Origin of the sequence: Mesorhizobium loti (genome assembly GCF_013170705.1) — a bacterium.
GTDB classification, from domain to species: Bacteria; Pseudomonadota; Alphaproteobacteria; order Rhizobiales; family Rhizobiaceae; genus Mesorhizobium; species Mesorhizobium loti_D.
In genome coordinates this window covers 4,805,170-4,831,803 of sequence record NZ_CP033334.1, presented here as the reverse complement: position 1 = coordinate 4,831,803, position 26,634 = coordinate 4,805,170, and the positions used below count along the sequence as shown (strand labels likewise).

The 26,634-nt window shown below is 62.3% G+C and carries 26 protein-coding genes; 16 read left to right on the top strand and 10 right to left on the bottom strand.

Going from position 1 to position 26,634, the window contains the following annotated elements; genetic code table 11:
- Positions 1-79 precede the first annotated feature (79 nt).
- The 4 genes from gatB to EB815_RS23600 all read left to right on the top strand — a co-directional run bounded on the left by gatB (position 80) and on the right by EB815_RS23600 (position 3,655).
- Positions 80-1,579, top strand: a complete 1,500-nt coding sequence (gene gatB, locus EB815_RS23615) for an Asp-tRNA(Asn)/Glu-tRNA(Gln) amidotransferase subunit GatB (protein WP_056566555.1) — start codon at positions 80-82, stop codon at positions 1,577-1,579.
- A gap of 4 nt (positions 1,580-1,583) precedes the next feature.
- Complete coding sequence (locus EB815_RS23610) at positions 1,584-2,075, top strand: GNAT family N-acetyltransferase (RefSeq protein ID WP_056566553.1); 492 nt, start codon at positions 1,584-1,586, stop codon at positions 2,073-2,075.
- Between the two features lie 151 nt (positions 2,076-2,226).
- Entirely contained in the window at positions 2,227-2,925 is a 699-nt protein-coding gene (locus EB815_RS23605; protein WP_056566550.1) for an AIM24 family protein, read from the top strand.
- Positions 2,926-3,310: 385 nt separating this feature from the next.
- A complete protein-coding gene (locus EB815_RS23600) occupies positions 3,311-3,655 on the top strand; it encodes a hypothetical protein (RefSeq protein ID WP_056566547.1) in 345 nt (114 codons plus the stop codon).
- Between the two features lie 40 nt (positions 3,656-3,695).
- On the opposite strand, the gene panC is transcribed toward EB815_RS23600, so the two are convergent.
- Together panC and panB are read right to left on the bottom strand one after the other, a co-directional pair.
- Positions 3,696-4,547 (bottom strand): pantoate--beta-alanine ligase, encoded by an 852-nt coding sequence (gene panC / locus EB815_RS23595; RefSeq protein WP_056566544.1) that lies wholly within the window; start codon positions 4,545-4,547, stop codon positions 3,696-3,698.
- On the bottom strand, positions 4,544-5,392 hold the full coding sequence (gene panB / locus EB815_RS23590; protein ID WP_056566542.1) for a 3-methyl-2-oxobutanoate hydroxymethyltransferase: 849 nt from the start codon (positions 5,390-5,392) through the stop codon (positions 4,544-4,546). Before panB ends, panC begins: the two co-directional genes overlap by 4 nt.
- 228 nt (positions 5,393-5,620) lie before the next feature.
- On the opposite strand from panB, the gene EB815_RS23585 reads away from it, so the two are divergent.
- The 3 genes from EB815_RS23585 (at position 5,621) to EB815_RS23575 (ending at position 7,209) form a co-directional block, all read left to right on the top strand.
- Complete coding sequence (locus tag EB815_RS23585; RefSeq protein WP_056566539.1) at positions 5,621-6,019, top strand: NADH:ubiquinone oxidoreductase subunit NDUFA12; 399 nt, start codon at positions 5,621-5,623, stop codon at positions 6,017-6,019.
- A 141-nt stretch (positions 6,020-6,160) separates the two neighbouring features.
- Positions 6,161-6,751 carry a DUF2155 domain-containing protein gene (locus EB815_RS23580; protein ID WP_056566536.1) on the top strand — a complete coding sequence of 197 codons (591 nt, stop codon included), beginning with the start codon at positions 6,161-6,163 and terminating at the stop codon, positions 6,749-6,751.
- 74 nt (positions 6,752-6,825) lie between these two features.
- Positions 6,826-7,209 (top strand): hypothetical protein, encoded by a 384-nt coding sequence (locus EB815_RS23575; protein WP_056566533.1) that lies wholly within the window; start codon positions 6,826-6,828, stop codon positions 7,207-7,209.
- A 12-nt stretch (positions 7,210-7,221) separates the two neighbouring features.
- Here EB815_RS23575 and aat read toward each other — a convergent pair whose 3' ends face one another.
- The 6 genes from aat to EB815_RS23545 form a co-directional block, all read right to left on the bottom strand.
- The gene (gene aat / locus EB815_RS23570; protein WP_056566530.1) at positions 7,222-7,839 is read right to left on the bottom strand and encodes a leucyl/phenylalanyl-tRNA--protein transferase; all 618 of its coding nucleotides are present in this window, start codon (positions 7,837-7,839) and stop codon (positions 7,222-7,224) included.
- Between the two features lie 12 nt (positions 7,840-7,851).
- The gene (accC, locus tag EB815_RS23565) at positions 7,852-9,195 is read right to left on the bottom strand and encodes an acetyl-CoA carboxylase biotin carboxylase subunit (protein WP_056566529.1); all 1,344 of its coding nucleotides are present in this window, start codon (positions 9,193-9,195) and stop codon (positions 7,852-7,854) included.
- A 10-nt stretch (positions 9,196-9,205) separates the two neighbouring features.
- Positions 9,206-9,667, bottom strand: a complete 462-nt coding sequence (gene accB / locus EB815_RS23560; protein ID WP_056566525.1) for an acetyl-CoA carboxylase biotin carboxyl carrier protein — start codon at positions 9,665-9,667, stop codon at positions 9,206-9,208.
- 26 nt (positions 9,668-9,693) lie between these two features.
- A complete protein-coding gene (gene aroQ / locus EB815_RS23555; RefSeq protein ID WP_056566522.1) occupies positions 9,694-10,128 on the bottom strand; it encodes a type II 3-dehydroquinate dehydratase in 435 nt (144 codons plus the stop codon).
- Positions 10,129-10,273: 145 nt separating this feature from the next.
- Positions 10,274-11,095: a DsbA family protein gene (locus tag EB815_RS23550; RefSeq protein ID WP_056566519.1), complete on the bottom strand. Its 822-nt coding sequence runs from the start codon at positions 11,093-11,095 to the stop codon at positions 10,274-10,276.
- Between the two features lie 64 nt (positions 11,096-11,159).
- Positions 11,160-12,551: a tetratricopeptide repeat protein gene (locus EB815_RS23545; protein ID WP_056566516.1), complete on the bottom strand. Its 1,392-nt coding sequence runs from the start codon at positions 12,549-12,551 to the stop codon at positions 11,160-11,162.
- Between the two features lie 147 nt (positions 12,552-12,698).
- Between EB815_RS23545 and EB815_RS23540 the strand changes: the two genes are divergently transcribed.
- Both EB815_RS23540 and EB815_RS23535 read left to right on the top strand, forming a co-directional pair.
- On the top strand, positions 12,699-13,847 hold the full coding sequence (locus EB815_RS23540) for a pyridoxal phosphate-dependent aminotransferase (protein ID WP_056566514.1): 1,149 nt from the start codon (positions 12,699-12,701) through the stop codon (positions 13,845-13,847).
- A 4-nt stretch (positions 13,848-13,851) separates the two neighbouring features.
- Entirely contained in the window at positions 13,852-14,799 is a 948-nt protein-coding gene (locus EB815_RS23535) for a glutaminase (RefSeq protein ID WP_056566511.1), read from the top strand.
- A 134-nt stretch (positions 14,800-14,933) separates the two neighbouring features.
- On the opposite strand, the gene EB815_RS23530 is transcribed toward EB815_RS23535, so the two are convergent.
- Positions 14,934-17,894, bottom strand: a complete 2,961-nt coding sequence (locus EB815_RS23530; protein ID WP_056566508.1) for an Rne/Rng family ribonuclease — start codon at positions 17,892-17,894, stop codon at positions 14,934-14,936.
- Positions 17,895-18,547: 653 nt separating this feature from the next.
- Here EB815_RS23530 and EB815_RS23525 point away from each other — a divergent pair.
- The 3 genes from EB815_RS23525 (at position 18,548) to prfB (ending at position 23,737) form a co-directional block, all read left to right on the top strand.
- Positions 18,548-19,810 (top strand): N-acetylmuramoyl-L-alanine amidase, encoded by a 1,263-nt coding sequence (locus EB815_RS23525; protein ID WP_056566505.1) that lies wholly within the window; start codon positions 18,548-18,550, stop codon positions 19,808-19,810.
- 213 nt (positions 19,811-20,023) lie between these two features.
- Complete coding sequence (locus tag EB815_RS23520) at positions 20,024-22,480, top strand: penicillin-binding protein 1A (RefSeq protein ID WP_056566501.1); 2,457 nt, start codon at positions 20,024-20,026, stop codon at positions 22,478-22,480.
- 125 nt (positions 22,481-22,605) lie between these two features.
- Positions 22,606-23,737 (top strand): peptide chain release factor 2 gene (prfB, locus tag EB815_RS23515; protein WP_155772406.1). Its coding sequence is split into 2 segments (ribosomal slippage): positions 22,606-22,671 and positions 22,673-23,737, totalling 1,131 coding nucleotides; the frame shifts between segments, so codons are not numbered across the junction.
- 42 nt (positions 23,738-23,779) lie between these two features.
- Here prfB and EB815_RS23510 read toward each other — a convergent pair.
- A complete protein-coding gene (locus EB815_RS23510; RefSeq protein WP_155772407.1) occupies positions 23,780-24,061 on the bottom strand; it encodes a hypothetical protein in 282 nt (93 codons plus the stop codon).
- On the opposite strand from EB815_RS23510, the gene EB815_RS23505 reads away from it, so the two are divergent.
- The 4 genes from EB815_RS23505 (at position 24,033) to EB815_RS23490 (ending at position 26,541) form a co-directional block, all read left to right on the top strand.
- Positions 24,033-24,410, top strand: coding sequence for a hypothetical protein (locus EB815_RS23505; RefSeq protein ID WP_056566494.1), 378 nt, complete (start codon positions 24,033-24,035; stop codon positions 24,408-24,410). The two genes, EB815_RS23510 and EB815_RS23505, sit on opposite strands and share 29 nt — an antisense overlap.
- A gap of 109 nt (positions 24,411-24,519) precedes the next feature.
- Positions 24,520-24,888 carry a GFA family protein gene (locus EB815_RS23500; RefSeq protein ID WP_056566491.1) on the top strand — a complete coding sequence of 123 codons (369 nt, stop codon included), beginning with the start codon at positions 24,520-24,522 and terminating at the stop codon, positions 24,886-24,888.
- A 151-nt stretch (positions 24,889-25,039) separates the two neighbouring features.
- Positions 25,040-25,690, top strand: a complete 651-nt coding sequence (locus EB815_RS23495; RefSeq protein WP_056566487.1) for an OmpA family protein — start codon at positions 25,040-25,042, stop codon at positions 25,688-25,690.
- Between the two features lie 242 nt (positions 25,691-25,932).
- A complete protein-coding gene (locus EB815_RS23490) occupies positions 25,933-26,541 on the top strand; it encodes a hypothetical protein (protein WP_056566857.1) in 609 nt (202 codons plus the stop codon).
- The last annotated feature ends 93 nt before the right edge of the window (positions 26,542-26,634 follow it).

Here is a 26,634-nt window from a genome sequence, read left to right as displayed (position 1 = left end):
TGGCGGTTTGCACTAGCGAAGGCCAACACTCAAAATTTGCGAAAATCGCAATCTTCGCGAGCTAGAAGCGCAGGCCACCATGACCCTCATCGATACCCGCACGCCCGACGCGAAACGCCTGATCCCCGGCGCCACCGGCGACTGGGAAATCATTATCGGTCTCGAGGTGCACGCGCAGGTCATCTCGCAAGCAAAATTGTTTTCCGGCGCCTCGACCGCTTTCGGCGCTGCCCCCAACGCCAATGTCAGCCTGGTCGATGCGGCAATGCCCGGCATGCTGCCTGTCATCAACGAGGAATGCGTCAAGCAGGCGATCCGGACCGGCCTCGGCCTGAAGGCGCGGATCAACCACAAGTCCGTCTTCGACCGGAAAAACTATTTCTACCCCGACCTGCCGCAGGGCTACCAGATATCGCAGTTCAAGCAGCCGATCGTTGGCGAGGGCACGGTGATTGTTTCGGTCGGCCCCGACCGGCAGGGCGAGTTCGAGGATATCGAGGTGGGCATCGAGCGGCTGCATCTGGAGCAGGATGCGGGCAAGTCGATGCACGACCAGCATCCGACCATGTCCTATGTCGACCTCAACCGCTCTGGCGTGGCGCTGATGGAGATCGTCTCCAAGCCCGACCTGCGTTCCGGCGATGAGGCCAAGGCCTATGTCACCAAGCTGCGCACCATCATGCGCTATCTCGGCACCTGCGACGGCAACATGGATGAAGGCTCGCTGCGCGCCGACGTCAACGTCTCGGTACGCCGGCCCGGTGGCGAGTTCGGCACGCGCTGCGAGATCAAGAACATGAACTCGATCCGCTTCATCGGCCAGGCCATCGACTATGAGGCGCGCCGCCAGATCGCTATCCTGGAAGACGGCGGCAAGATCGATCAGGAAACGCGGCTATACGATCCCGTCAAGGGCGAGACGCGCTCCATGCGCTCGAAGGAAGAAGCGCACGACTACCGCTACTTCCCCGATCCCGATCTTCTGCCGCTGGAATTCGACCAGGCCTATGTCGATGCCTTGGCCAAAGGACTGCCGGAACTGCCCGACGACAAGAAGGCGCGGCTGATCACCTCGCTGGGTCTCTCGACCTACGACGCTTCGATCCTGGTCTCGGAAAAGTCGGTCGCCGACTATTTCGAGAAGGTGGCCGCCGGACGTGACGGCAAGCTCGCCGCCAACTGGGTCATCAACGACCTGCTCGGTCAATTGAACAAGGCGGGCAAGGACATTGAAAATGCGCCGGTTTCGCCCGACCAGCTTGGCGCCGTCATCGACCTGATCAAGGATGGCACCATCTCCGGCAAGATCGCCAAGGACCTGTTCGAGATCGTCTGGAACGAAGGTGGCGATCCACGTCAGTTGGTCGAAAGCCGAGGCTTGAAGCAGGTCACCGATACCGGCGCCATCGAGAAGGCTGTCGACGAAGTAATCGCTGCCAATCCTGACAAGGTCGAACAGGCGCGCGCCAAGCCGACCATGGCCGGCTGGTTCGTCGGCCAGGTGATGAAGGCGACAGGCGGCAAGGCCAACCCGCAGGCGGTCAACGACCTCGTCAAGGCCAAGCTCGGCATCGAGTAGAACCATGTTCGTCCGCACCGCCGGAGATCGCGACCTCGCCGCCGTCCGGGCGCTGCTGGTTGAAACCTGGCATGCGACCTATGACGCCATCTATGGCGCCGCCAAGGTCACTGAAATCACCGACCAATGGCATTCGATTGCTTCTCTGAGAACCAGACTGACACGGCCGAACAGCGAGTTTCTCGTCGCCGATGACGGCAAGCGCATTGGTGGCGTGGCTTTTGCCGAAGGCGCTGATGGCGGAGAATTGGTCGTGCTGAAACAGCTCTACGTGCTTCCAGTCCTGCAGGGCAGGGGCATCGGCGGCATGCTGCTCGACGAGATCATCGAGAGTTTCCCTGAAGCCCGCGCCATCCGCCTGGAAGTGGAAGAACAGAACAAGCGTGCCATCGCGTTCTACGAAGCGAACGGTTTCGTACGATCCGGCGATGCCGGCGAGCACACGGGTCCCTCCGGCGAACAGACACTGGTCTATCGCAGGCCGCTTGCCGGCTGAGCGCCATCAGCTGGCACTCCGTATCACCTTCTCGCGAGCGGCGCGGCATGTGCCCGTTTTCGTTTGACGGCCTGAGGGTCACGCACCAAGCTGCTGCGCTGACCTTGCGGAAGCCGGAATGGGCTGGCGTGCAAGGCGGCGAGGGGGAACCATGCCAAGTTTGCCGGAACTGATGCCGACCCAGGTGTCGGACGAAACCTTTGGTGGCGTCACCTATCACATTGCGGGCGAACTGGTGCCCGTGCTTTCGGTCGACGTGACACGGACGCCGGTCTATTTCGAGCACCACATCCTGCTCTGGAAAAATTCCACCATCACCATCGGCCTGAAATCGCTCAAAGGCGCGCTGAAGCGCATGATGGCCGGTATGCAGATCTTCGTCACCGAGGCGTCGGGGGCGGGCATCATCGCCTTCAGCCGTGACGGGCCCGGCCACATCGTGCCGATCCATCTCAGGCGCGGCGAGGAGATCCAGGTGCGCGAACACCAGTTTCTCGCCGCCACCGGCAATGTCGACTACACGTTCGAGCGGGTACGCGGCCTGGCGACGATGCTGTTTGGCCAGAGCGGCTTCTTCATCGACCGTTTTCGCGGCGATACCGGCGACGGCATCGTCTGGCTGCACGGCTACGGCAATGTCTTCGAAAAGACGCTTGCCGCTGGCGAGACCATCGACATCGAGCCGGGCGGCTGGCTGTTCAAGGATGCCTCGGTCAGGATGGAAACCAAGATCGACCGCCTGTCGAGCGGCTTCTTCGGCGCCAATATGAACTTCATCGTCAATCGCTTCACCGGCCCTGGCCGGGTCGGCATCCAGTCCATGTATCTGCACATGCCGACAGAGGAGTAACTCCGACCAGTTCTGCCGCTCGTCGGGACCTTGCAGCGCATAGTCTGCCGCTCGTCGGGACCTTGCAGCGCATAGAAGGAATCCGACCGTAAAGCGCATGTCGATATCCATCTTCGGTACCGCCGTGAAGAACGGAACCTCCGACCCATAGTCGCGTAGGAGCGCGGGATCGCCGCAGGACACCGAAATCGAGCCGAATTGGTCGCCGTGCCAGCGACCGACGTTGGCAACCGAATCGTATATGGCCTCGACGCCCTGCGGCAGGGCGCGGTCGATCGCATTCGCCAACCTGGACATGGGCCCTCTCGTACCGCCTCCCGTCCCCAATCCGCTCCTGCGTCATCCCAGCATTTGCTGTGCCGGCTCACGACGGATATGCAGGGGCATGATAAAACTGTTCCGCATTGCGGCGCTGGTGCTGCTTGTCATCATCATTTTCGCGACCTTGTCGCCGATCCAGATGAGACCGCACATAGCCGAGGCGAATATCGAGCGTGCCCTGGCCTATGTGCTGTTGGGCTTCGCGCTGGCGATCAGCTTCCCCAACAGAGTGTATCAGACCTCGATCTTTGTGATTGCGACTGCCGGCATACTGGAATTGCTTCAGATCATCGATCCCGGCCGCCACGCGCATCTTGCCGATGCAGTCGTGAAAGCATCGGCTGGGATTATTGGGGTCCTCGTGGGGCAATTATTGGTAAGGACCGGCGGGCGGATAGGCGTGAGGTAGGCGCGGCAGGAAGCTGAATGCAGTCGATCGACCCTTTGCCCTAGACCCTGGGAATTTCCACATTGTCGATCAGCCGCGTCTTGCCAAGCCAGGCAGCGGCGAGGAGGCGTCCCGTGCTGTCGCGGCGCCAGGGCGCAAGCGTCAGGCTTTCGCGGGCCTCGACATAGTCGATCTTCTGGAAGCCGGCGGCGATCAGGGCACGACCGGCTCGGCCGGTTACACCGTCTCGATGTACGCCGGCCGCCAACGCCGCCGCCGCTTGGCGCAGAATCAGGTTGAGTTGGCGAGCGACCGCCAGTTCACCCTCGTCGAGATAGGCGTTGCGCGACGACATGGCGAGGCCATGGGCGTCGCGTATGGTCGGGGCACCGGTGATCTCGACGGGCAGGTCAAGGTCGCGGCAGAGCTGCCTGACGACGCAAAGCTGCTGATAATCCTTTTCGCCGAAGACCGCGTAGTCGGGCGCTGCCTGGAGGAAGAGCTTGGCGACGACGGTGGCCACGCCTTCGAAAAAGGTGGGGCGAAAGTCCGATTCGAGCCCGGCGGACGGGCCACCGACCGAGATCCTGGTGGCAAAGCCGGCGGGATACATCGCGCCAACCGTCGGCGTGAAGGCAAGATCGGCCTTGACCGTCGCCAGCAGATCCAGGTCACGGGCAAGCTGGCGCGGGTACTTGTCGAGATCCTCGCTCGGTGCGAACTGCGTCGGGTTGACGAAGATCGACACCACGCAGCGCTCTGCTTTTTCGCGCGCGATCCTGATCAGGGAGAGATGCCCTTCATGCAACGCGCCCATGGTTGGAACCATGGCGACGCGCAAGCCGTCGCGCCGCCAGTCGCGAATCCTGGCGCGAAGTGCGGCAACGCTATCGACGACATCGGGCCGGCTCATGCTCGGTCTCCGCCATTGGTGGTTGAGCCGGAAAAAACATGCGCAGGACCGGGGAATGTCCGATTTCGCACCTCCGATGCGTACTGCTCGGCGGCGTGCGCGATCACGCTGCGCAGGTCGGCGTATTCCTTGACGAATTTCGGCACACGGTCGACGGTCAGCCCCACCATGTCGTCGATGACGAGGATCTGGCCGTCGCAGTCGCCGCTGGCGCCGATGCCGATGGTTGGAATGGCGATGCGGTGGCTGATGTCGGCGGCGACCGCCTCGATCGTGCCTTCGATGACCACGGAGAACGCGCCAGCCTTTTCTACGGCGAGCGCATCAGCCATCAACGCCGCGATCGTCTCGTCCGTGCGGCCCTTGATCTTGTAGCCGCCGTCCTTCTCCACCGATTGCGGCAGCAGGCCGATATGGCCCATGACCGGAATGCCGGCGGCCACGATCGCCGCGATCTGCAAGGCCATGTCGACGCCGCCTTCGAGTTTCACCGCCTGGCAGCCGGTCTCGCCAATGATGCGTCGCGCCGAGGCCAACGCCTGCGCCGCCGAGTCCTCGTAGCTGCCGGCCGGCATGTCGACGACGACACAGGCCCTGGCCGAGCCGCGCATCACGGCTTGCCCATGAGCGATCATCATCTCGAGCGAGGCGCCCAGCGTCGTCTCGTGACCATGCAGGACCATGGCGACGCTGTCGCCGACGAGGAGCAGGTCGACATGGGGATCGAGCAGGCGAGCGACGGGATAGGTGTAGGCCGTAAGGCAGACCAGTGGCGTGCCGCCCTTGCGGCGGCGAATCAGCTCGGCGTCGATCCTAATGTCGGTGGTCGGCAATTTCGTGGCCAATCGTCACCTCCTTCGGCCCATGGCCGGATTGATACCCGCATGGGCGCGCTGAGCTTTAGAAAGAGCGGAAAGGCTTGGCAAGCGTGCGTCCTTCCGCCTCTGGAGATCACAGGCTTGTGTCGGGTCGCTGGCGCGCCATTTGCGCGCTCCCCACGGCAAAACCCTTGCCTTCCCGAAGGCCTGACGCCATAAGCAGGAAACAGGCGCCGTCGGCGCGAGGGTTCTGAGATGAAGACTTTCCTGACGCAGTTTTTCACCTGGTGGAACAGCCAGACGCTGGGAACACGCCTGCACACCTGGCGGTACGGCAAGCGAGTCGGCCAGGACGAGGCCGGCAATGTCTATTACGAGGGTGGAATCGATTCGGAAGGCCGCACGCGCCGCTGGGTCATCTATCGCAACTATTCCGAAGCCTCGGCCATCCCGCCAGGCTGGCACGGCTGGATCCATCACCGCGTCGATGTCGCGCCGCCCAGTGACGAGTACAAGCCGCGCGACTGGCAGAAGCCGCATCAGCCCAATCTGACCGGCACGCCGGCGGCATATCGCCCGAAGGGCTCGGTGCTGACGAACCAGCATCGCCCGCAGGTCACGGGTGACTATGACGCCTGGACGCCCGGGTCGTAACGGGCCCCGTCCGCAGCGACGCAAAGTGCAGGCCGGTCCTTTATCGCCACAATTGGTGTTTAGCTGCTTGCTGATCAGAAAACGGCGACTAGCCTTGGTGGTTGACGGAATCACCCGGGCGCGAACCACCGGTACCCTTATATGAGCTTTTTCAACCTGATATCGACGGGCGGCTTGGCGTTAGCCGCCAGCCTCGCCGTCAGCACAGCGGCGTTTGCTGCTTCGCCCGCGCCTGCCGCGCCCGCACCCGCGCCGGCGGCTCCCGCGGGGTCGGATCGCATAACCAACCCGGTCGCCGAGTTCGCCGGCATCGACAAGATCACCGGCCGCATCATCACCTTCGACGTCTATATCGACGAGACGGTGCAGTTCGGCGCTCTGCAGGTGACGCCGCGCGTCTGCTATTCCCGGCCGCAGACAGAGGAACCGAAGACCGATTCCTTCGTCGAGGTCGACGAGATCACGCTCGACCGCAAGATCCGTCGTATCTTCACCGGCTGGATGTTCGCCGAAAGCCCCGGCCTCAATGCCGTCGAACACGCCGTCTATGACGTCTGGCTGAAGGAATGCAAGCAGAAGTCGGATGTCCCTTCGCCCGGCGCCACCAAGGCTGACGCGACCAAGGCCGACGCTTCGAAACCTGCGGCCAAGCCGACCACAGCCAAGCCTGCCGCCACATCGGATGTGGAACAGCCCGCCCCCACGGAACCGGATACGTCAGACACCAACTGATCCCCCGGAACCGTCGTGTCCATCATGCGTTGGATCACGGACGATGCGCATTGATGCGCCCGGAGGATAGACCGATGTCGGACAGCAAGCGGATCACGGCCAGCAAGAAAGAGCTGCTTGAGCTCGAAAGAGGGTTCTGGACCGGCGACGCAGCCTACTACGCCGCCAACGCCGATACGGAATGCCTGGTGGCGTTTCCTCAGATGGCAATGGCGATGGACAATGCAGACTTGGCCAAGACCGCGACCAAGCCCAACCGCTGGCGCGATCTCGATATGGAACTCAAGGGAATAATCGAGCCGGGCAGCGATATCATCATGCTGACTTACGAGGCGCACGCGACGCGGGAAAATGGCGAACCCTATGCGGCATTGGTGAGCACCGGCTATGTCCATCGCGTCAACGGCTGGAAGATGATGTTCCATTCGCAGACGCCCATCGAGGCTGCGGCCAAGTAGGGGTATTGATTCCTACGGAAAAAAGATCGCCTCGCCCTTCAGTGCTTCGGCCAGCATCTTTTCGTATTTGCCGCGCGGCACATCGACGGCGCCAAAGTGCTTCAGATGCTCCGTGGTGAATTGCGTGTCGAGCAGCGCGAAGCCGCGCGCCTTCAGGCGCTCGACGAGGTAGACCAGGCAGATCTTCGAAGCATCCGTTTGTTTGGAAAACATGCTTTCGCCGAAGAACACCCGTCCAAGCGAAACGCCATAAAGGCCGCCGACCAAGTTGTCCTCGCGCCAGGCCTCGACCGAATGGCAGTGGCCCATGCGGTGCAACTGCACATAGGCCTCTCGGATCGGCGCGTTGATCCAGGTCGAGCGCCGTTCCTCACGCTTTTCGGCGCAGCCATCGATCGTTGCCTCGAAATCGAAGTCGAAACGGATGTCGAATGGGTTTTTGCGGATTGTCTTCTTCAGGCTTCTGGGCGTGTGAAAATCATCGAGGGGAATGATGCCGCGCGTTTCCGGCCGCACCCAGAAAACCTCGGGATCCCCGGCGCTTTCGGCCATCGGGAAGACGCCCGAAGCGTATGCCTTGAGCAGGAGGTCGGTCGGGATGCGATAGCCGGGCGCGTAGGGACGGGTCATCGCGTCCCCGGACTACTCTTCCTTGGCCAGGTATTTTTCCAGCCAGTGGATGTCATAGTCGCCATTGGCGATGTCGGCATTGCCGACGAGGTCGCGAAACAGCGGCAAGGTCGTCTTGATGCCGTCGACGACGAACTCATCCAGTGCCCGCCGCAGCCGCATCATGCATTCGACGCGGTTGCGCCCGTGAACGATCAGCTTGCCGATCAGGCTGTCGTAGTAGGGCGGGATCTTGTAGCCGGAATAGACGCCCGAATCGACGCGAATGCCGAGACCGCCCGGCGTGTGGAAATGCGTGATCGTGCCGGGCGAGGGGGTGAAGGTGCGGGGATCCTCGGCATTGATGCGGCACTCGATGGCGTGGCCGTTGAACTTGATGTCTTCCTGCTTGACCGAAAGACCGCCGCCGGAAGCGACACGGATCTGCTCATGCACGAGATCGATGCCAGTGATCGCTTCCGTCACTGGATGCTCGACCTGCAGGCGCGTGTTCATCTCGATGAAATAGAACTCGCCATTCTCATACAGGAACTCGATCGTGCCGGCGCCGGAATAGCCGAGATCGGCAATGGCCTTGGCACAGATGCCGCCGATGCGGGACCGCTCCTCGGCGTTGAGCGCCGGCGAATTGGCCTCTTCCCAGACCTTCTGATGGCGGCGCTGCAGCGAACAGTCGCGCTCGCCGAAATGCACGCCACCGCCAAAGCCGTCCCCAAACACCTGCACCTCGATGTGGCGCGGCTTCTGCAGATACTTCTCGATATAGACGGCATCGTCGCCGAAGGCGGCACCCGCTTCCGAGCGCGCCGTCTGCAATGCGATCTCGAGGTCCGCCTCGGTGAGTGCAACCTTCATACCGCGCCCGCCGCCACCGGCCGAGGCCTTGATGATCACGGGATAGCCGATCTCGGCGGCAATGCGCTTGGCTTCCTTCTCGTCGGTCACCGCGCCGTCGGAGCCTGGCACCACGGGGATGCCAAGGCGCTTGGCGGTCCGCTTGGCCTCGATCTTGTCGCCCATGATGCGGATGTGGTCGCCGGACGGGCCGATAAAGGTGATGTTGTGCGCCGCCAATATGTCGGCGAATTTGGCGTTCTCCGACAGGAAGCCGTAGCCTGGATGCACGGCGTCGGCACCGGTGATCTCGCAGGCCGCGACGATCTGATGGATGTTGAGATAGCTGTCGCGCGACGGCGGCGGGCCAATGCATACGCTCTCGTCGGCGAGCCTGACGTGCATGGCGTCGGCATCGGCGGTCGAATGCACCACCACCGTCTGGATGCCGAGTTCCTTGCAGGCACGCAGCACCCGAAGCGCGATTTCGCCGCGATTGGCAATGAGGATCTTCTGGAACATCCTGCCAGCTCTACTCGATCACGACGAGCGGCATGCCGTATTCGACCGGCGTCGCGTCCTCGAACAGGATCGCCGTTACCGTGCCGGCGCGTGGCGACGGGATCTGGTTCATCGTCTTCATCGCCTCGATGATCAGCAACGTCTGGCCTTCCTTGACCTTCTGGCCGATCTCGATGAACGGCTTGGCGTCGGGCGAGGGCGCCAGGTAGGCGGTGCCGACCATCGGCGAGGCCACCGCGTTCTTCGACACGTCGACCGCTGCCGGCGCGGCTGATGCCGCGGGCTGGGCAGCAGCCGCCGGCGCATAGGCCGGCGGGGGTGCGGCGATGGCATGGACGGCGGGTGCCTGCCGCGACACGCGTACCTTCAGGTCGCCCAGTTCAACCTCGATCTCGGTCAGGTTGGTGTCGTTCAGTATGCCCGCCAGATCGCGGATCAGCTGCTGGTCAACACCGGTTTTCTTTATCGACATTTTCGAGCCTTCTGTTTGTTGGCCGGTCATAGGCGTGCGGCCAGCGCCTGTAGCGCCAGCGTGTAGCCGAGCGGCCCAAAGCCACAGATCATGCCGACGGCGACCGGCGCGACCATGGAGACGTGGCGGAATGATTCCCGCGCATGGATGTTGGAAAGATGAACCTCGGCGACCGGCAGCGGCGCGACCGAGCGGATGGCGTCGTGGATCGCGATCGAGGTATGGCTGTAGGCGCCTGGATTGATGACGATGCCGGCGGCCTTGTCGCCGGCTTCCTGGATCCAGTCGACGAGGTCGCCCTCGTGGTTCGACTGGCGGAAATCGATCTCAAGCCCGAGCGATGTGCCCGCCTGCTTGCAGTCGTCGGCGATGGCGGCAAGCGTCTTGCCGCCATAAATGCCCGGCTCGCGCTTGCCGAGCGCGTTGAGATTGGGACCGTTCAGGACGAAAACCGTTTTCAAAAAAGCCGACCTTTTCCGGCGCCGGTGTCAAACCGGCGCGCTGGCTCTCTATAATGGGCATAGTCGCCCGCGGAAAGAGCGCAAGTGCGTTCTTTCACTGTCCACAACAGGCCGAAATGCGCCCGTGAAGAAAACTTCCGGCCGATCAAAGCGCGGCTTTCGCCGCCTCGATCTTTTCCGCCAGCACTTCCTGCCCGAGAGCCCCGAACACGACTTCGTTGCCGACCACATAGGACGGCGTTCCGGTGATCGCCAGCTTATTGGCAAGATCATAGGTCTTGGCGAAGGCTTCGGTGATCGACGGGTCCTTCATCTTCTCGCGCAGCGTCGCCTCGTCGGCGCCGAGTGAAACCGCGATCTTGATCGCGGCCGCTTCGGTTGCGCGTCCCTGGCCGCCGAGCAGCGCATTGTGGAACTCGCCGTATTTTTCAGGCTTCATCAGGTGGAACGCCATGGAGACGACGCTCGCCTTTTGTGAGTCCGGTCCGAGGATCGGGAATTCCTTGAGCACGAAGCGCAAATCCGGATCGGCCTTGGTCAGCGCCCGCATGTCCTCGATGGCACGTTTGCAGAAGCCGCAATTGTAGTCGTAGAACTCGACGATGGTCACCTTGCCGTTCGGGTTGCCGACAATTCCGTCGAAGCTGGAGTTGAAGATCTGCTCCTTGGCGTTCTTGATGACGCCGAGCGCGGCGAGGCGTTGCTCTTCCTTCTGCTTGGCCTCCAGCGCGTCCTGCACTTCAAGCAGCACTTCCGGGTTCTTCAGGAGATAGTCGCGAATGATTCCTTCGACCTCGGTGCGGTCAATCTTGGTATCGGCCCCCGCTGTCTGGACAGGCTGAGCCGTCTCCGCAGGCTGCGCCGTCCCGGCCTTGGCAATCTGTGGGCTGCCGGCCACGAAACCGAAAGCCAGCATGGCAAGGGCTACAGCGATCCCCGTGGTGCCCAGCAGCAGTGCCTTTTTCATCGTTTTCGTTCCTTTTGCCTGTTTCCCGGTCCCGCTGTGTCGCAGCGCCTGGCCGGAAGGTTCACTAGATTTTGCCTGACGATTTGTAATTTATGATGTCCTGCGCACGGATCCAGCGCGGCTCGCCGCGCTTCATCTGCTGCTGCGCCCGCATGGCGAAGATCTTCGCATCCTTGTAGTTGCCGGAATAGAAATGACCCTCGGCCGTGGCAAGCTCGGCCCCCGGTATGTCACCCAACTCGCCATAAGCCTGCGCCAGGTAGCGATATCCAGCGGAGTTTTCCTTGTCTCGCCCCAGACCGTTGTTGATCTGCACGACGGCCTTCTTCAGCGAATCGGGCGTGCCTACGGCCATCAGGGCCTGGCCGAGCGAGACAGGCAGCAGGCCGGACCGCGCCGGATCGAGGCTGACCGCCTTGGCGTATGCTTCGGCCGCATCCTTGGGCTTGTTCGCCTTCATCAGTATGTCGCCGCGCAACTCCTGGAAATAGGCGTTCTTGGGCTGCGCCTTGATCAGGGCGTTGGTCTTGACGAGCGCCGCGGCAATGTCGCCGTAAAGATAGGTGGACTGGGCATCGCCGTACTGTGCGGCAAGGCTGCCCCGCATCTTTTGCATCAGTCGCGCCGCCGCGGCCTGGCCGTCCATATAGACGGCGATCTTGACCCGCATCATGTCGTGGCGCTGCTGCAGCGCCGGAGGGTCGACCTTGTCGACATTGGGACTCTGCTTCACCAGCACTTGGAGATTTGCGATGCGTTCCTGCGGCATCGGATGGCTGATCCGATAGGGATCGACCTGCGTGCCCGACAAGGACAGCGCGCTCTGGAAGCGGGCGAAGGTCTTCAGCATGCCCATGCCGGACTGGCCGGTGGCGTTGAGATAGGTGATAGCCGAACGGTCGGCGGTCGTTTCTTCGGTGCGCTGGTAGGCGAGGATGCTGCGTTGCGCCATCTCGCCGCCGCCAGCCGCCACGCCCATGCCGGCGCCGGCAAGACCGCGGCTGTTGGTGGTCGCGCCAGCGACCATGGCGCCCGCGCCAAGCAAGGTGGCGATGATGGCCATCGTCTTGGCGCGCTCGAGCTGGTCACGCAGTTTCTGCTGATGGCCGCCGGCGATATGACCGGCCTCGTGCGCGATGACGCCGATGATCTCGTTCGGCGTTTCAGCCGTCATCAGCGCGCCTGTGTTGATGAACAGCCGGCGTCCGGTGACGAAGGCGTTGAAGCTGGAATCGTTGACCAGGACGATGTCGATGCCGTCATTCGCCAGCCCGGCAGCCTTGAAGATCGGCCGAGCGTAATCGCGCACCAGAGCCTCGATCTCGGCATCGCGTATGACAGGCACGTTCTGGGCGAAGGCGGTGACCGAACTCGCCACGGCAACGGCGACGCCGAGCGAAAACGTCGCGAAAACGCGCGCTGCCTGGGCAATCGTCGATCTGGGGCGGCTCAACATGACGTGTCAACTGGTAGACGAGCGGGCGAAAGATGAAAAGTCGGCACCGGAAAAACTTCCTCAACTTGTGATCCTCACATCAATCGGGCATTTGTGCGGCGCATGCATCAAGGGAATGGCGTGCTCAACTGTCGGGACAGGGGTAAAATGGTCGTTTCGCTCTCACGCCGTGGCAATGTCGAACCGTTCCACGCCATGGATGTCCTGGCCGAAGCGAACAGGCTGAAGGCTCAAGGCGTGCCGGTGATCTCAATGGCGGTCGGCCAGCCCTCCGATCCCGCGCCAGCACGGGTTCGCGCCGCGGCCGCCAAGGCCTTGCAGGACGGGCGCATAGGCTACACTGACACGTTGGGGCTGGCCGGTCTGCGCAAGGCGATCGCCGAGCACTACGCGGATCACTATCGGCTTGAGGTCGAGCCCGGCCGGATCGCGGTGACCACCGGATCGTCGGCGGCCTTCAATCTCGCCTTCCTGGCGATGTTCGATCCGGGCGATCGCGTAGCCATCGCGGCACCCGGCTATCCCGCCTATCGCAACATCATGGCGGCGCTCGGCATCGATGTGGTCGAGATCGAACTCGGCGAAGCGGCCTATCTGCATGCCGGTCACCTGGAGGCAGCGCACCGCGAGAAGCCGCTGAAGGGGGTTCTTTTCGCGAGCCCGGCCAATCCGACCGGCGCTGTTATACCGGCCGACGAACTGTCGGCGCTGGTCAATATGGCGGAGACACTGGGGATCGCCGTCATTTCCGACGAGATCTATCATCGATTGGCCTATGGCGCGCCCGACACCACGGCACTCGCCTTCGGCAACAGCGTGACCGTGATCAATTCCTTCTCGAAATACTATTGCATGACCGGCTGGCGCATCGGCTGGATGGTGCTGCCGGAAGAGCTGGTGCGGCCGGTCGAGCGGATCGCCCAAAGCCTCTACATCTCGCCGCCGGAATTGTCGCAGATCGCTGCGATCGAGGCCTTTGCCGCGACCGAGGAGCTGGAGGCCGTCAAGGGCCGCTACGCCTGGAATCGAGAGCTCTTGATGAAACGTCTGCCCGAACTCGGCTTTCCGCTGGCCGCGCCGATGGATGGCGCCTTCTACGCGTTTTGCGACGTCACCCGGCACACCAATGACAGCATGGCCTTCGCGCGCAAGATGCTGGCCGAGGCGCATGTGGCGGCGACGCCTGGCCGCGACTTCGACACCCAGGCGGGGCACCGCACGATGCGTTTTTCCTATGCCGGCAGCCACCATGACATGGTCGAGGCTATGTCGCGCATCGAACGCTGGTTGAGGTAGCACCATGCCGGAACTCGAACTGGCCCCCAAACTTGATCAGGCATTGGCCGAGGTCGCGGCCGAAATGGCTGAACGGACCGATCGCGGCGATGTCGCGACCTACATTCCTCAATTGGGCAAGGTCGACCCAAGGAAGTTCGGCATTGCCGCCGTCACCAACGATGGTCGTGTGCTGATGGCCGGCGATGCCGACCAGCCTTTTTCCATCCAGAGCATCTCGAAGGTGTTCACATTGACGCTGGCGCTCGGCAATGTCGGCGACGCGCTATGGAAACGGGTTGGACGCGAGCCGTCGGGCAATCCGTTCAACTCGATCGTCCAGCTCGAGCACGAGAACGGCATTCCGCGCAACCCGTTCATCAATGCCGGCGCCATCGTCATCTCCGATATCCTGCTTGCCGGCCATCAGCCACGCGAAGCGATCGGCGAGATCCTGCGCTTCATCCAATTCCTCGCCGACGACGAGACCATCATCATCGACCGCGAGGTGGCGGCGTCCGAACGCGCCACCGGCTATCGCAATTTCGCGCTGGCCAACTATATGAAATCCTTCGGCAATCTTCATCACGCACCGGAACTGGCGCTGGGCGTCTATTTCCACCATTGCGCTATTGCCATGAGTTGCCGGCAACTGGCGATGGCCGGCCGGTTCCTTGCCAATGGCGGCAAGAACCCGGCGACCGGCCATTCCGTGGTGTCGGCGGAGCGCGCGCGGCGCATCGGCGCCATGATGCTGACCTGCGGCCACTATGACGGCTCCGGGGATTTCGCCTTCCGCGTCGGCATTCCGGGAAAAAGCGGCGTCGGCGGCGGCATATTGGGCATCGTGCCGGGTGTCGCCTCGCTTGCCGTCTGGTCGCCCGGCCTCAACGCCAATGGCAATTCCAAGCTGGGGTCGATCGCCCTGGAGAAGTTGGCCAGGATGATGAACTGGTCGATTTTCGCCCCTTAGCGCGGTTCCGGGAAGGCGTGGGACGGTTTCCCATTCCTCGCAGTGTGGGAACACCTGACATGAAAAATCCCGCGCCGTCCTTCGATCGGCGCGGGATTTTCGTATCAAAAAATCACTTCAACCAGTTGAAAGGCTTAGAAAAAGCCCTTCCGCTGCCACCAGCCGGCGCGCTTCGGCTTTTCTTCGGTCTTGGCTTCCGGCTCACTGGCGACGGTCGAGGAAACCACCGGCACGACCGGTGCATCGATTGCCGCTGGCTTGCGTCGTGACGGCCGGGCCTTCGAGGGCTCTTCCTTGGCGGCCGCAATCACTTTTTCCTCGGCGACCGCCGCGGGAGCCTCGGCCGGCGCTTCCACAGCCGCTTCCGCTTCGACAACGGCCGTCTCGACGGCGACCTCGGCGGCTGCCTTCTTCGGCTTGGCTGCGCGACGCGGCTTCTTGGGCTTCTCGGTGCTCGGCACCTCTTCGCTCACCGCAGCCACCGGCTCTTCCGCCACGACAGTAACAGCCGCCGGCTCGATCGAGGCAGGCTCGCTCTCGGAAGCATCAGCTTCGGAAGGCTCGGTTGTTTCGCCGGCACTTGCCTCGGCCTCGCCTTCGCCGTCTTCGCGACGGTTGCGCTTGCCGCCGCGCTTGCCGCGCCGACGCTTCTTGCCCTGGCCGTCATCCGAAGCCTGTACCGCCTCGTCGGAAGCGCTGGCAGCGATCGGAGCGGCGTCGTCCGTTTCGGTGTCGTCATCGTCCGCCGCGTTTGCCGCTTCGGCGAAATCTCCGGCCGGAGCCGAGGTGGATGAGCCATCCGCCGGAGCGCCATGTTCGCGATCGCGATCCCGGCCGCCGCGACGTCTGCGGCGCTTGCGGCGCTTGCGGTCGCGGCCTTCGCCGTCCTCGCCACCGACAGGTCGTGGCTGCTGGTTTTGCTGCGGCTGCTGGCGTGGCTGCTCGGCCTGCGCCGGTGCCTCATCCTCTTCCTCGACGACGACAATCTCGTCCTCGGGCTCGTCCGGCTCGACATAGGCTGGCAGGCTGCGGACCTCGACAAAGCCCTCGGGCTTTTCAGCCAGGGCGCCGCGGAAGATCGCATAGTGCTGCGCGCCAACCGTGTCGTCCGCCTCGATGGTGATGGTCAGGCCGAAGCGGCTTTCCAGTTCCACCAACGTGCCGCGCTTGTGGTTGAGCACGTAGAGCGCGGTCGCGGCCGGCGTGCGGACCGTGATGTGGCTGCGCGAATCCTTGAGCAGGAATTCCTCGATCGCCCGCACCACCATCAGCGCGACCGACGAATCGGACCTGACATGGCCGGTGCCGCCGCAATGCGGGCAGGGCTTCATGGTGGATTCCAGCACGCTGGCGCGGATGCGCTGCCGTGACATCTCCATCAGGCCGAAATGCGAGATCCGGCCGACCTGGATGCGGGCGCGGTCGTTCTTGAGATGATCCTTCAGCCGCTTCTCGACGGAGCGGTTGTTACGGTTCTCCTCCATGTCGATGAAGTCGATGACGATCAGGCCGGCGAGATCGCGAAGCCTGAGCTGGCGGGCAACCTCTTCGGCCGCTTCCAGATTGGTGTGGAGTGCCGTGTCCTCGATTGAGTGCTCCTTGGTGGAGCGTCCCGAATTGACGTCGATGGCGACCAGCGCCTCGGTCTGATTGATGATGATGTAGCCGCCGCTCTTCAGCGTCACCTGCGGCTGCAGCATGCGGTCGAGTTGCGCCTCGATACCGTTGCGCACGAAGATCGGCGTCGTGTCGCGGAACGGCTGAACCACCTTGGCGTGGCTCGGCATCAGCATGCGCATGAAGTCCTTGGCCTCGCGATAGCCTTCCTCGCCCGAGACAAGGATCTCGTCGATGTCCTTGTTGTAGAGGTCGCGTACCGAACGCTTGATCAGGCTGCCTTCCTCATAGACGAGGGCAGGAGCGGTGGACTGGAGCGTGAGATTGCGCACGTTCTCCCAGAGCCGCATCAGATATTCATAGTCGCGTTTGATCTCCGCCTTGGTGCGGCTCTCGCCGGCGGTGCGCAGGATCACGCCCATGCCTTGCGGCACTTCGAGATCGGCGACGACCTCCTTCAGGCGCTTGCGGTCGACCGCGCTGGTGATCTTGCGGGAAATGCCGCCGCCGCGTGCCGTGTTGGGCATCAGCACCGAATAGCGGCCGGCAAGCGACAGATAGGTGGTGAGCGCGGCGCCCTTGTTGCCGCGTTCTTCCTTGACGACCTGCACCAGCAGGATCTGCCGGCGCTTGATCACTTCCTGGATTTTGTACTGGCGGCGCACCGGCTTGCGGCGGTTGCGCACTTCTTCCAGCGCATCCTCGGCGCCGACCGATTCGATCTCGTGGTCATCCGGATGCGAGGACTGAACTTCCTCCAGCATGCCGCGGTCATTGTCGCCGGACGTTGCTTCAGTGGCCTGTTCCGTCTGCGAGACAGGCTCGGAAACCACGTCGCCTTCGACAGCGGCGGCTATCGATGTCGGGCCACCCTCGCGGGTTTCGGTTTCGTCCTGCTCGGCGGAACCTTCATCATGGCCGGACGTATCGGCATGCTCCGACGTATCTGAATGTTCCGATGTGTCGGCTGCGTGTTCGATGATCTGGGAGGTGTGGGAGATCTCCTCGACAACGATGTCGCCATTATCGCTGCCTTCACTCGACTCGCCGGAGCCTTCGCCTGCCTCGCTCGCATCGCGCTTGTGTTCGGCCCGGTCACGGCTCTTGCCGCCGCGCCGGCGCCCGCGCCGGCCGCGATCGCGGCTCTGGCGGTCATCGCCGTCGCCGTCCTCGTCCTCTTCGTCCTCGGCCTCCTGCGCTTCGGCGCGCAGCAGTGCCTGACGGTCGGCGACCGGGATCTGGTAGTAGTCGGGGTGTATTTCACTGAAGGCGAGAAAACCGTGACGGTTGCCGCCATATTCGACAAAGGCTGCCTGAAGGGAGGGTTCGACGCGCGTTACGCGGGCGAGGTAGATGTTTCCTTTGAGCTGCTTCTTGTCCTGGGATTCAAAGTCGAATTCTTCGATACGGTTACCGCGTACGACGACAACTCGTGTTTCCTCCGGGTGGGAGGCGTCTATCAGCATTTTGTTGGGCATTATTTCGTTTCCCCCCGGCAGCCGTCAGCCGCAGCTGGCGGGGCAAAACCCGCTGCTGTGTGTCTGGATGAGAGTGGGTGCCGGATAATTGAATGTCCGCCGGACGGTGCCTGCGTGTCATGGCGGTGCCGCCCGCAGCCATACTGGCGCGGTTTGATGCGGACCTTTCCATGATTGCGCTTGAAGCCATCGTCACCAGCAGAACCTTTTGAACCAAAGCCCGGAAACCGGACCAGCTTGTTTGCTCGTACAGAGCCGGCACGGGAACAAACCCGGCCGTTTTCCTCACGCAGGCGATTCCCCCGCCACGGGAGCACACCTGCGAAATTCGTCGCAATCACTTGAAGCCTTTTCGCGTGAAGCGAAAGGAGCCGCCTTTCATCTAACCCTGTAGCAGGAAGCTGCGGAGGAGGGCGGTTCCAGGATTGCAGTGATCCACTATCGCTTTTATGATTTGGCGGGGTGGAAGGCAACCCCGATTTCCGATGCCGGCAAAAAGCAGTTCCGTAACGTAAGCCTGGTTCCGATCCTTGCATGAAAAGGCTTGGTTAACCTTCTCTGGATACCAATCGTTAATCGAGTTCGCGGCCTAACCGGCACTTCGACGAAACGAGCGGGCGCCTGGCGCCAAACCGGGAGCGACTGGAAGAGAGATGGGACTGGCGGACTTCACAGACAAGGGATGTCGTGTTGGCGGCCGGATTCTCGGCGCTTTCTGTCTCCTGCTGCTGGTCGTGATTTCCCAGGCGTTTTGCTCCGTTGCCAATGCCGCCGACGCGCCGCTGGTGGCCAAAGGCTACAAGATGGCGGGCGATGCCACCAAGATGCGCATCGTCTTGGATTTCGATCGCGAGCCTGACATCAAATGGTTCCTGCTGCGCGGACCCAATCGCCTGGTGATCGATCTGGCGAATACCAGGCTGGCGATCGACGCCAAGGACTTGAAGCCGCGCGGCCTGGTCAAGAGTGTGCGCCTGGGCGAGCTAGGTGAAGGCGTTTCGCGGCTGATCCTCACCGGCAAGGGACCGTTCGCCGTCGACAAGCTGGATGTGCTCAAGAATGAGGACGGAACCGGCTACCGCATTGCCATCGACATGTCGGCAGCCTCCGAACGCGAGTTCGACGCCGCCCTTGCCAACCAGGCGCTGACCACCGGTTCGACTGTTTCGACCGACAAGGGTGGGCGGGTCGGCACCGGGCCGGTCTCCAATCCGGGCCATCGCTTCACCGTCGTCATCGATCCCGGCCATGGCGGCGTCGACGGCGGGGCCGAGGGTCTGAACGGCACGATTGAGAAGAATGTGACGCTGGCCTTCGCCACGGAGTTGCGCGACAAGCTAGCGGCTATCGGCAAATACGATGTCTTCATGACGCGCGACACCGATGAGTATCTGCGTCTGGACGACCGCGTGCGCATTGCCCGCCAGCATGAGGCCGATCTGCTGATTTCGATCCATGCCGATACGATCAGCGTCAAGGGCATCCGCGGCGCCACCGTATATACGGTCTCCGACAAGGCATCGGATCCCGAGGCGCAGGCGCTTGCCGACCGCGAGAATCTCTCGGACCAGTTTGCCGGTATGGTCATCAAGGACGATAACAAGGAAGTGACCGACATCCTGATCGACCTGATCCGCCGCGAGACGCACACCTTCTCGATGAGTTTCGCCCACACGCTGGTCGGCCAGCTTTCGACCAGCGTCGGCCTCATCAACAATCCGCAGCGTTCGGCGGGATTCAAGGTGCTGAAGGCGCCGGACGTGCCATCCGTGCTGGTCGAACTCGGCTATCTCTCGAATGCCAAGGACGAAGCGCAACTGCTCGACGCCGAATGGCGCGGCAAGGCCGCACAAAGCATCACCAACGCCGTGGCGCTGTTCGCTTCCGCCCGTGCCGGAACGGGGACCGGAGGTTGACATGCCTGGCGGCGCCTGCAACCTAGGGCAGCGTTGCTGGATGACAACACCCGGTGCCTTTATTTGCGGCTCGAGGTCATGAAAGCAGGCCTTGCCGTATTTTGTCCACATGGCGGCGACATGGGTTTTCGATTACGGATTGGGACCGGTTCGAAAGCTTGCGTGGAAGGCGGCTTCGTTTAGGGAATTCCCGAACCAAGGACTGGAGCGGGTATGATTCGTCTCATTGGCTATTTCTTCGGCATCGGCACGACGCTGGCCCTTTTGGTCGCGGCGGGCGTTGCGATTTACATCAGCCATCTGTCGAAGGATCTGCCCGACTACGAGGTGCTGGCCAAATACGAGCCGCCGGTGACGACCCGCATCCATGCCTCCGACGGCTCGCTGATGGCCGAATACGCGCGAGAACGGCGCCTCTACCTGCCGATCCAGGCGATCCCGGATCGCGTCAAGGCGGCCTTCCTGTCGGCGGAAGACAAGAATTTCTATAATCACCCCGGCATCGACGTGACCGGTCTTGGCCGCGCCATCATCGTCAATCTGCAGAATTTCGGCTCGGGCAGGCGCCAGGTCGGCGCGTCGACGATCACCCAGCAGGTGGCCAAGAACTTCCTGCTGACCGCGGACCAGACCTACGAGCGCAAGATCAAGGAGATGATCCTCGCCTTCCGCATCGAGCAGGCCTATCCCAAGGATCGTATCCTCGAGCTCTACCTCAACGAAATCTTCTTCGGTTTCGGTGCCTATGGTGTCGCTGGCGCGGCGCTCACCTATTTCGACAAATCGGTGAACGAACTGACCGTCGCCGAGGCTGCCTATCTGGCTTCGCTTCCGAAAGGCCCCAACAACTACCATCCCTTCAAGCATGCCGATCGCGCTATCGAGCGCCGCAACTGGGTCATCGACCAGATGGTCGAGAATGGCTACGTCACGCGTGAGGAAGGCAACAAGGCCAAGGCCGAGCCGCTCGGCGTCACGCCGCGCCGTACCGGCACCTATCTCTTCGCGGGTGAATATTTCACCGAGGAGGTGCGTCGCCAGATCATTGCCCGCTACGGCGAGAATGCACTGTACGAAGGTGGCTTATCCGTCCGCACCACGCTTGATCCGAAAGTTCAGCTTATCGCCCGCAAGGCGATGCAGAACGGCTTGATCAAATACGATACGCTGCGTGGCTATCGCGGGCCGGTGAAGTCAATCGACGTGTCCGGTGACTGGGGCGTCCCGCTGGGAGCGGTCAAGGGACTGGAAGATGTTCCCGAATGGTCCCTGGCCGTCGTGCTCGACTCCTCGGCGTCCGGTCTCTCGATAGGGCTGCAGCCCGCACGCCAGGCGTCGGGCGATATCGTGAAGGAACGCGTCGAAGGTACCGTCAGCAAGGACGACATGGGCTTTGCCATGCGCCATGTAGTCGACGGCAAGACGGTCAAGGCCAAGTCGCCGGCCGATGTGCTGAAGCCGGGCGACGTCATCTTCGTGCAGAAGAACGAAGGCTCGGACAATACCTACAGCCTGCGCCAGGTTCCAGAGGTGGAGGGCGGTCTGATCGCCATGGATCCGCACACCGGCCGTGTGCTGGCCATGGTCGGCGGCTTCTCCTATGCCCAGTCCGAGTTCAACCGCGCCACCCAGGCCATGCGCCAGCCCGGCTCCTCGTTCAAGCCGATCGTCTATTCGGCCGCGCTCGACAATGGCTATACACCGGCCTCGGTGATCATGGACGGACCGATCACCATCCAGAGCGGCAACACGACCTGGACTCCGAAGAACTATGACGGCACCGTCGCCGGGCCGGCAACGCTGCGCTCCGGCATCGAGAAGTCGCGCAACCTGATGACCGTGCGGCTTGCCAACGACATGGGCATGAAGCTGGTCGTCGAATATGCCGAGCGCTTCGGCGTCTACGATCATCTGGCGCCATATCTGCCGATGGCGCTGGGCTCTGGCGAGACGACCGTCATGCGCATGGTTTCGGCCTATTCGATCATGGCCAATGGCGGCAAGTCGATCAAACCATCGCTGATCGACCGCATCCAGGACCGCTACGGCAAGACCGTGTTCAAGCAGGATGAGCGCGGCTGCGAAGGTTGTAACGCGCCTGAGTGGAAGAATCAGCCGGAGCCGGAGCTGGTCGACAATTCCGAGCAGGTGCTCGATCCGATGACTGCCTACCAGATCACCTCGATGATGGAAGGCGTGGTGCAACGCGGCACCGGCGCCACCATCGGGGAACTGGGCCGCCACATCGCCGGCAAGACCGGCACCACCAACGACGAAAAGGACGCCTGGTTCATCGGCTATACGCCGAACCTCGTGGTTGGCTTGTACATGGGCTACGACACGCCGCGCGGCCTTGGCCATGGCGCCACCGGTGGCGGTCTGGCCGCCCCGATCTTCAAGGACTTCATGCGCGTGGCACTCGACGGCACGCCCAATGTCGACTTCAAGGTGCCGGACGGCATGAATCTGATCGCCATCAACCGCAAGACCGGCATGCGTGCCACGTCGGGCGATCCGGGCACCATCATCGAGGCCTTCAAGCCGGGCACCGGTCCGGCAGACAGCTATTGGGTGATCGGCATGGGTGCCGATGGCTCCAACGCATCGGGCGGCGCACTGTCGCCACAGGCGAACCAGGCCATCCAGGACGGCGGCGGCGGCCTCTACTGACGGGGCTCGATGCCGCCTGTTGGGCTGGCCGGGGGCCGGCCCATTTCGCTTTACACATGGCGGCGCCGTCCCTATGTATCGCGCCGACCCAAGCGTCACTCCAGCAACAGGACGAATACCAGGCCATGCGCGCGGAAACGCAGAATATTGTCGACGAGATCAGGCAGGCGATAACCCTGCTGAGGAGGCATCTTTGACTGGGATCAGGCCATAAAGCGGCTTGAATACCTGAATGTGCGGGCGGAGGACGCCAGCCTCTGGAACGAACCGCTGGAAGCCCAGAAGCTGATGCGCGAGCGCCAGAGCCTCGAGGAAGGCATCGCGGCGGTCAAGGGCCTGACGCAGGCGCTGGAAGACAATATCGGCTTGATCGAGCTTGGCGAGGAAGAAGGCGACGAGGGCATCGTCGCCGAGGCCGAAGCGGCGATCCGGTCGATGCAGGGCGAGGCGAAGGCCCGCCAGGTCGAGACGCTGCTGTCGGGCGAAGCCGACGCCAACGACACCTATCTCGAAGTTCATGCCGGCGCCGGCGGCACCGAGAGCCAGGACTGGGCCTCGATGCTGTTGCGCATGTACACGCGCTGGGCCGAGCGCCGCCGCTTCAAGGTCGAGGTGCTGGAAGTGCATGATGGCGAAGAGGCTGGCATCAAATCCGCTACTCTCTTGATCAAGGGCCACAATGCCTATGGCTGGCTGAAGACGGAATCGGGCGTCCACCGCCTGGTGCGCATTTCGCCCTATGACAGCAATGCGCGTCGCCATACGTCCTTCTCCAGCATCTGGGTCTACCCAGTCGTCGATGACAGGATCGAGATCGATGTTTCGGAATCGGATGTGCGCATCGACACCTATCGCTCGTCGGGTTCCGGCGGCCAGCACGTCAACACCACCGATTCGGCCGTGCGCATCACCCATATCGCCACCGGCATCGCGGTCGCCTGCCAGGCTGAGCGTTCACAGCACAAGAACAAGGCCAAGGCCTGGGAGATGCTGCGCTCGCGGCTCTACGAGGAAGAGCTGAAGAAGCGTGAGGCCGTCGCCAACGCTACCGAAGCCTCGAAAAGCGACATCGGTTGGGGCCACCAGATCCGTTCCTACGTGTTGCAGCCCTATCAGCTGGTCAAGGATCTGCGCACGGGCGTCGAAAGCACCAGCCCGTCAAGCGTTCTCGATGGCGATCTCGACGACTTCATGGAAGCCTCGCTGTCGCAACGCATCGAGGGCGGCGCCGGTGAAGCCGTGGCGGATCTGGACTAGCACCGTCCACCACTGATCCGGGTTGCGATGGCTTGCTCTTTCTCAGGAGGAAGCGGGCCAACGCCTAGGATCTGTCATGCCTATCAACGGCAGAAAGTTGCTGCCTTGTGCGGCCAGCGCCTCATGCAGCGATTTCTTGCGCCGACTCACATTTCGGCTCACCATCAAGGCGGAAGAGACAAAAGCATTTATGGCCGGTCGCGGCATATCTGCTGACGATTTGGCCGCTGGGAAGACACGTTCCGGGAACGGGCAAGCAAGAAACGCTTGAACCTCGTTTGAAAGGAACGTTCCCATGTTTGCCGCCAATTCCAGATCGGCCATCGCCGTTCCATCGGTTGGCCAGCTTGTCATTCCCCTGTGCGCGGCCTGTGTGATAGCGCTGCTGTCGGTGCCTGCCTTGGCGCATGATGCCAAGCCGACCGCGGCCAAGCCGCAAGGTTGGAGTTATCCGTTCGCCTGCTGCGCCAACTACGACTGCCACGAGGTGTCGCAGACTTCGATCAGCGAGCGCCCGGAAGGCTATGTCATCAAGGATACCGGGGAGGTGCTGGCTTACAGCGACAGGCGTATCAAGGATTCGCCCGACGGCGAATTTCACTGGTGCGCGCATGAGGCCGGGCTCGATGCCGGCAAGACCATTTGCCTGTTCGTGCCGCCATCATCCTACTAGGATTTCCGGCCGGCTGGTCAGGCGTGGAGCCTGCTGACGGACAGTTGTCAGGATCGCTTCTTTATGATGCCCTGCCGCATGGGCGGCGGACAATAGAGAGGTGACGTCGATGACCATCAAGGGAAGCTGCCACTGCAAAGCGACGACATTCGAGGTTTCAGAGGCACCGCGGACGGTGACGCAATGCACCTGTTCGTTCTGCTCGAAACGCGGCTCGCTCTGGGCCTACTACACCCCATCGCAGTTCAAGCTCATCACGCCACTGAAAAACGTTACCTTCTATCAGTGGGGCTCGAAAACCGTAAAGCATGGTTTTTGCACAACTTGCGGCTGCGGCACGTTCACCGAAACGCCGGATTGGTCGACCGGCGAGCCGGATTTCGACAATCCCAAGATCAGCGTCAATTCGCGGCTGTTCGATGATTTCGATCTCGACAAGGTCGAAGTGGTGGTCATCGACGGCAAGAATCTCTGGTAACCGGCCAAGCCGGTCGTCACGTGACTGACCTCGGGAAAAGCCGTCGCGGGCGTTTTTCCTGTTCCGCTTTTCGCCGCAATTTATGTTACAAGTCGCGGGAAGGGCTGATTTGGCGCCGTCGAAAAAGGCGCGACTTGGAGAGGGACCATTTATGAAGAAGACCGTGCTCGTCGTCATGGCGACGGCTTTGCTCGTGAGCGCCTGCACCACCACCGATCCGTATACGGGCGACCAGAAGATTTCCAACACGGCCGCCGGTGCCGGTCTCGGCGCCCTCGCAGGCGCGAGCCTCGGTCTGCTTGCCGGCGGCAATGACCGCCGCAACGCGCTGATTGGCGCTGGCATCGGTGCGCTGGCCGGTGGCGCCATCGGCGCGACAATGGATCAGAACGAGGCGGAATTGCGCCGGCAGCTCCAGGGCACCGGCGTCAGCGTCACCCGCAGCGGCGACCAGATCATCCTCAACATGCCGTCCGACATCACCTTCAATGTAGATCAGGATGCGGTGAAGCCCGGCTTCTATCCGGTGCTGAATTCCGTCGCACTGGTGCTGAAGAAGTTCCGCCAGACGACCGTCGATGTCTTTGGCCATACCGATTCGACGGGCGGTGAGCAGCACAATTTCGATCTGTCGCAGCGCCGTGCGCTGGCGGTTGCCAACTATCTGTCCGGGCAGGGAGTCGATCAGCGCCGCTTCGCCGTTACCGGCTTCGGCAAGACGCGTCCGATCGCGTCCAACGCGACGGCCGAAGGCCGCGCCCAGAACCGGCGCGTCGAGATCCAGCTGTCGCCGCTCACCTGATCGTTCGGCAAGCGAATGCGAAACGGCCCCCACGGGGGCCGTTTTTGTTTGAGGCACTTCGGTGCTCTTCAGGCTGGCGCGCCAGAGAATTAGCTAGCTCTAAATAACGGCTTTCCCACGGGCTTGGAAAGGAATAGCATCATTGCTGTTCCAGAGGGGATGAGGCGGTACAGCTTGGCCGCGCAATCAAACATTTTCCCGCCTCGGTCTTGCACGGCCAGATGAATATCTGGGAGGAATGCATGACAAGAAAAGCTCGCCTTGGGCGTTGCGGCGTCCTCGTTTTGGCCGGCCTTCTCGGCGTATCGTTCGACGCTGCCACGGCCCAGGCCGAAGAAGCCAACAAGGCCGACATCGAAGCGTTGAAGAAATCGTTGGCCAAGTATGAAGACTACACCGCGGCTGTCCGCGACCTCTATCTGTCGACCGTCGGGTGCGTTTACTATGCCGGCGAAAAGATATCCGGCGCGATGTTTTATCCGAAAGGGGCCATGGGCATCCATTTCGTCAACGTCCCAAGTGTCGGCCAGAAACTCGACCCGATGAAGCCCAACGTCCTGATCTACGAGCCGACCAAGAAGGGTCTGAAATTGGTCGGCGTGGAATGGCTGGTGCCTTTGACGCCGGATATCAAAGAGCCGCCGAAGCTGTTTGGCCAGACCTTCATGGGACCGATGGAGGGACACTATCCGCTCATCCCGAGGGAGTTCGTCCACTACGATCTTCACGCCTGGCTGTTCAGGGATAATCCGAACGGCATGTTCAGTCCGACGAACCCGAACGTGAAATGCAACAAGGCCGAGTTTCCGATGCTGGAGAAACCGACCAAGATGATGCCTGGGCCAATGTAACGGGCGAGGCAAGCCAACCCTGGGCATCCAGGAGTGGCGCCGGTTTCAGCAGAGCGACATGCATGAAGCGTGTCGTCCAGGCTGGGAGCCGAT